Origin of the sequence: Pseudomonas sp. BCRC 81390 (assembly GCF_030341915.1) — a bacterium.
In the GTDB taxonomy this organism is placed as follows: Bacteria; Pseudomonadota; Gammaproteobacteria; order Pseudomonadales; family Pseudomonadaceae; genus Aquipseudomonas.
Genome location: NZ_JATAAG010000089.1, coordinates 1,986 through 2,430, shown reverse-complemented (window position 1 = coordinate 2,430; position 445 = coordinate 1,986). Strand labels below are relative to the sequence as shown.

Here is a 445-nt window from a genome sequence, read left to right as displayed (position 1 = left end):
ACCGGCTTCAACGGTAATGGTCTGGCCGTTGGACAAAGTCACGGTCACCGGGGTCTGGGCAGGGTTGCTCAGCGTCACGGTGTAAGTGATCACGCCACCTTCGGTCACAGACGGCGTCGCCGTCAGGGTCGCTGTGGTGACATCGACCGAGTCGTTGATGGTGGTCTGGGCCGGGGTCGGATTTGGGGTCAGCTGCTCGAAGTTACCCCCGGTGGCGTTTTCGATGGTCACACTGACGGTCGAGCCATTGTTGTAGACGTCGTTCGCCGGGGTTTCGAAATCGACGCTGCCCTGGGTCTTGCCAGCTTCAACGGTAATGGTCTGCCCGTTGGACAGGGTCACGGTCACCGGGGTCTGGGCCGGGTTGCTCAGGGTCACGGTGTAGGTGATCACGCCACCTTCGGTCACAGACGGCGTCGCCGTCAGGGTCGCTGTGGTGACATCG

At 62.2% G+C, this 445-nt stretch carries 1 protein-coding gene; it reads right to left on the bottom strand.

Annotated elements, in window-relative coordinates; all coding sequences use genetic code 11:
* The coding region (locus QSV36_RS25110) for an immunoglobulin-like domain-containing protein (RefSeq protein WP_289135756.1) at window positions 1-445 on the bottom strand (445 nt) is incomplete at both ends.